Here is a 5,494-nt window from a genome sequence, read left to right as displayed (position 1 = left end):
GATCGGGCATGAGGTCGTCGTCTCCTTCCTCGAGGGCGACCCCGACCAGCCGCTGATCACCGGGCGCACCTACCACGCCGTCAACACCCCGCCCTACACACTGCCGGCGCACAAGACGCGTACCGTGATCCGCACCCAGAGTCACAAGGGCGAAGGCTTCAACGAACTGCGCTTCGAAGACGAAGCCGGCGACGAGCAGATCTGGCTGCACGCTCAGAAGGACCTGGAGCTGCTGACCAACAACGACCGCACCGAAGAGATCGGCAACGACAGCTTCCTCACCGTGCACCACGACCGTATCGGTGAGATCGACGGCGACGAGCACCACACCGTGCGCGGCAATCGCCATGAGCAGACCGACGGCAACCAGCACCTCACGGTACAGGGCACGCTGCACATCAAGGCCGGCCAGGCCTGGCTCAGCGAATGCGGCCGCGAACTGCACATCAAGGCCGGCCACAAGGTGGTGCTGGAAGCCGGCAGCGAAATGACGCTGAACGCCGGCGGCAGCTTCCTCAAGCTCGACGGCGGCGGCGTCACCCTGGTCGGGCCCAAGGTGAAGATCAACGCCGGAGGCAGCCCCGGCTCGGGCAGTGGCCAGGCCGTCGAGACGCCGCTGCTGCCGGGCCGGGCAGTGCCGGAGGTGCATGAGGACGTGACACTGGGGCCGATCTTCGGGCACCGCCTGGAGCAGGCCATGGTCACGCACGCCCCCTTGGTAGAGCCCTGCCAGAAGCCGTCCAATGGGGGCCCCTGCCCGCTTGGCGAAGCTTGTCCCTGTGAAGGGCCGGGAGCTCGTGCATGAGCGAAGTCACCCAGGCCTCTACCCTAACAGCGCTAGTCGCCACACGGCCCGGCGAGCGCTACTGGCTGGTGGTGGAACAGCACAGCGAAACGCTCGGTCGCCTTTATGCGCTGGACTCGACACCCGAGGTCGCTTGGCTCTTCGACGAAACCCTTTATGCCTCGGCCCGCGATATGGGGCCATTAGTGGTATCTACACAGCCCGGTACAGCGTTATGGAATGTCTTCGTCGAAAGCCAGGGTGCGGCTCCGCTTGCGGGTATCGCCGTGGCAAGCTTCGCCGACCGTGATGTCATGCTGAGCCACCTGCGCCATCGTCTGGATGCCAAGTTCTATGGCAACCGGCGTGGCCTGCTGCGCTATTACGATCCTTGGGTAGCAGCTCATCTCTTCGCGGACGCTCCATCCTCGCTCTGGCTAGGCCCCCTTTCCGGGCTGTTCTGGCATGGCGGTACTTTTTATCAACGAGCCCAATATGGCGCCCTCTGGTATGCATGCCGACCAGCTTCGACAGCCCTGAAGGAGCCGATAAGCGAGACGAGCGAGACGCTCAGCCTTTCCCCCAACCAGGAGGAGAGTCTCGAAGCGCTCGTGTATCAGTACCCGCTATGGCAGCGGCTGGGCAGAGACGCGGGGCTCGAGGAGCACTCCGCAGAGCATGCCCGGCGTTTCGTGGCGGCTCTCGACGAAGCCAAGCGCTTGTCGATACCTGAGCACGACATTTCCGATTTCGTGCTCCTGCGCTTTGAATACTGTCAGACACCGCTGCCTGACGATGTGGATAGACATCCGGCAGAGGCAAGACTGGCGGCGCTCCAACGACATTTCCATACCAGGGAAGAGAATACGACCATCGGGAGAGACCGGGCATGAGCAACGGTACATTGTGCAACACCGCTTGCGAAGGCGAACAGCTCATCATTCAGGTCATGGGCAAGGATCATCCGCCCGGGCACAAGGTGGTCATCGTCGACCAATACCGTGGCGAGCCAATAGCAGAGTTCGGCGAGCCAGAAACCGAAGACCTGCCGTCCCCGGTCAGCGTGCTGCACAAGTGGCGTTGGCACGGTTACCAGCGCGTCAATGCCCAACTGCATATCGATAGCGAGAGCGGTGAGCCAATCCGATTGCCACTACTGGAATGGCTCAACAAGAACAGCCGCAAACCCAGGATGCAGGACAACGTCATCCAGCCAGTACTGCCAATGGCGTTGTGGCAAGGTTTAGGACGTAACGAGCGGCACGCCCTGCCGCTGCGCCCCGGCTATCTCTACATATTCCACGGCGACAAGTTATGGCGGGAGATCCAGGCCTCAGCAAATGCCGAGAGCGGACAGATGGAGTTTCGCGATATCGACTTGGCAACTCACCGCGACGACAGTGATCGTTACCAGGACGATCGCCGACCCGCCGCCGGTATCGCTTTGGAAGAGATTTGGCTGCCCCACCGGGCCAACGAACGTTACATCGACGGCGGTGTACGGATCGCCTACTCCGAAGTGCAGTGGTCAGCGGCGCGACTCAATTACCTGCAAGCAGATACCCATGCCCAGCGTACACGTTGCCACTCCATCAACCTATCAAGCGCCAACAACTTCGCCTCACCGGGTCGGCTGTATATGCTCTCCCAGGGAGAACCCCAGCGCTTGCGTATTGACCTGGCCGAGCAGCATGCCGCCACTCCGAGCGCCCTGGTTCAGGACCTGGCGGGCGACTACCTGCCTCAGTTGCGCGGCCAGGCAGCCGAAGAGCTTAGCCAGTTCGACTCAGGGGATACGGCCCGTGCCGCCGCCGATGAAGGCATGCGCGCCGGTAACGGCCATGGAGAGCAGCCATCGCCCCTCTATTTACAGGCGTCCGCCCGTTGCCAGGTGCTGAAAGAGCGCACGACCCAGGGCGATGCCGATACGGAAGACACCAACATCCTTTGGGAGGGACTGGGGGGAGCGGAGGATTGCCTTGCCGCCGCACGGGGGCGAGAGATTCCCGGGCTCATACTGGTGGATACCCTGTTCGAGATGCGCCACAGCTTGCACGGCTGTCGGGCAAGCCTAGAGTATCTCCAACTGATTCCTGCCCTGGCCGCCCAGGACGAGTTTTACGAATGTGCCGCCCTGGTCAACCAGACCATACTGCGCCGCCACGACCATACCGGCCAAGCGAATGCACTGCGTCGCTTTGCCGACAAGGCCGATCTGAGCGATTCGGGTAAACTGCAGCGCATCCTGCGCAGGGCCCAGAGAGAGCTGGCTCGCAACCAGCTCGAGGCCTATCAGAGCAGGCTCCATGGACTGTTGCTCAGCCAAGAAGGCAATGCCGTACTGGCCGACCTGTTCAGTCTGGAAGGCCATGACTATCTCGGTGCCTATGCGCTGACAGCCGACCTGCTCGAAGCGCTACGCGATGCCCCGGGCCATGCCGACCCCCTGCACGACGAACCGCCTACCTCGCCCACCCGGCCGCAGCGCTATCTAGTCGATGTGTTGCGAGACGGCAGCAGTTACTCGCTACACGCCATGCTGTTTCCCAGCAACGAGGAGACACCGCTCGACGTGCCGCTGGAGCTGCCGGATGAAGAGGAAAACCCAGGCGACGGCCGTGTACGCCTCAAGGCGTTAGCTCAGCAGGCGGAACAGGAGTTCCCCAACGAGGAGGACGATCTCCAACTCCACGAGACTGCCTACCTGGCGGCGATAGGCAGCGCCGAAGGCTTCACTTACAGCGCAGAGCTGAAGCGCTGGGGCGGGGTGGTTGACCTCGTATTTGGCCGCCTGGCCGAGCAAGCCAATTTGCTGTTCGAAGAGAGCGCACGCCAAGCCATCGCTTTGCCTGCCGCACGCTTGGTACGAGTCGGCTTTCCGGAGCTGTTCGGAAGGATCACCGGTACCGCGCGTGGCAATGTGCGCGAGGACATGGTCATCCTCGGCGTTCGCGATTCTCGAGGCCAGCTCTACAACGGCCTGACGGAGCACGAGCGCAGCGCCAGCCGCCAGGGCGCGCAAGGCCAGGCGCGCCAGAGCTTCGAAGGTGCCGTTCGCCAGGCAACGGGGCGGACGTTGACACCCAGCCAGGCAAGAGGGATGGCAGCGCTTTCAGCCGCTGCCAACGAACCACATTTGATCGTGCTGGTGACCGAGTCCGACTCCGAAGCGGCGAGACTGTCGCGCCGCGCGCGAATGCAGGTAGGGGTGGCAGGCGCCGCTGATATGATACGTCTGCCGTATGTAATTGCGGCATTTGAACTGTTTAACTTACAACAGGAAGTGACGCGCTTTGAATTGAACCCAACAAGAAGAAGCCAGATAGGTCGGAATGCAGCTTTGTTCGATTTAACGGTCGCTTCAATAAAAGCAATAGAGTTTTTTGGTGAACGCCACAATCTGCTGAGCCAGCTTCGCTCTAACACCATTAGCCGTCATCTACCACTGGGCGATGCTCTAATGCGATCGCAAAGCACCTTGTTAGTAAAAGCCGGTGGCCGTCTTAAGGGAACAATTACCGCCGTTAACCTAGCTGGCACAGCAGCAGGTGTAATAAGCTCCGCGCTGCTGGCCTGGGATGCCTGGACACGTTTTCAACATGGAAATATGGGGGCGGGCATCGCTCTCAGCATTGCCTCTATCAGTACCGCTGTGGTGGCCGGCTCGGCCCTGATCAAGACCAGCCCGCTGTGGCTGGGCCTAGGCCCGGTGGGATGGATCGCTCTTGGTCTTTCCCTTGCAGCGGTTGCAGTGTCTATTTGGCTGACCGATAACGAAATCGAAGAGTGGCTGCGTCTGGGCCCCTTCGGTAATAACGAACGCTATGCATGGCGCAATGCCCCCGCCGAATCGTTCGACCGCCTGGTCAGCCTGTTCGCCAATATCCGTATTCGCATCGAGCCAATTGGCCTAGCCACAGCTGAATCCGTCGCGCAGGATTCCGAACAGCGCCCTGCCATCGGCTTGCTCAGTACCAGCCGCCCTATTGAATATGTGACTCGCCTGATAGCCCAGCAAACTCTGGCCCAGTCCACAGGTCCAGTCGCCAATACCCGAGTGGTGGTCCAGAGCAACCTGCCGGGGCTGGCATCGGGCTGGAATCAGGTCGCCAAGTTTCGCTTCCAGGTCGTCACCGAGCGCAAACACGAGTACCGCAAAGATGGCTATTCCGAGTGGTTGAGGGAAGAGAGCAGCATAGGTGGCCCCGTAGAACCGCTCTTCGAGCGCGCCACCACCGACGGCAGGGAGTATTATTTGCAGGTGCCCGGCCAGGCAACGCAACCAGGCGGCCGTTGGGGCTCAGATCGTCGCACGACTCATCACCTCAGAGTCAGGGTGCAATGGATCAAGGAGCCGACCAATTACGTTATGCTACCGCGCGTCTTGCCGGCTCCAGCACCGACCGAGACGAGCAGTGGCGACTCGCTCGTTCCCGATTTCGAGCGTACCGATCGCCCCTACTGGGCCGATGAAACGACCCATCGCAACAAAGAGGTAACCAATGGCTGATTTGCAGCCCATCAGCTACAGCGCGGGCGCTTATACCGCGGAGCAAGCTCAACAACCACGCCAGGTAGAAAGCGAACATTCGCGGAGGTTTCGTATGTCCGCCGCCAGCGGACAACAGCTGCCTCACCGTCACCCCACAGTGGATATCTTCCCGAACCGTGAGCTGCAGGAGATGAACCCGGCAAAGCTGCGCGAGATCG

General features: G+C 61.3%; 3 protein-coding genes. All 3 read left to right on the top strand.

All coding sequences use genetic code 11. The features are described from left to right. Positions 1-805: type VI secretion system Vgr family protein (locus AC2VNO_RS14530; protein ID WP_486934801.1), on the top strand; the 805-nt coding region annotated here is incomplete at its 5' end. Continuing rightward, positions 802-1,677 carry a DUF4123 domain-containing protein gene (locus AC2VNO_RS14525; protein ID WP_486934800.1) on the top strand — a complete coding sequence of 292 codons (876 nt, stop codon included), beginning with the start codon at positions 802-804 and terminating at the stop codon, positions 1,675-1,677. The genes AC2VNO_RS14530 and AC2VNO_RS14525, both read left to right, overlap by 4 nt. After that, complete coding sequence (locus AC2VNO_RS14520) at positions 1,674-5,294, top strand: toxin VasX (protein WP_486934799.1); 3,621 nt, start codon at positions 1,674-1,676, stop codon at positions 5,292-5,294. The genes AC2VNO_RS14525 and AC2VNO_RS14520 overlap by 4 nt, the downstream gene beginning before the upstream one ends. Positions 5,295-5,494 lie beyond the last annotated feature (200 nt).

The sequence above is a fragment of the Halomonas sp. TH-94 genome (genome assembly GCF_057473365.1).
Note: the sequence above shows the minus strand (reverse complement) of the source record. Positions and strands in the feature narration are given on the sequence as shown.

Coding starts and splice junctions, on each gene's coding strand:
- AC2VNO_RS14520 (WP_486934799.1), top strand. CDS start 1,674: ATGAGCAACGGTACATTGTGCAACACCGCTTGCGAAGGCGAACAGCTC.
- AC2VNO_RS14525 (WP_486934800.1), top strand. CDS start 802: ATGAGCGAAGTCACCCAGGCCTCTACCCTAACAGCGCTAGTCGCCACA.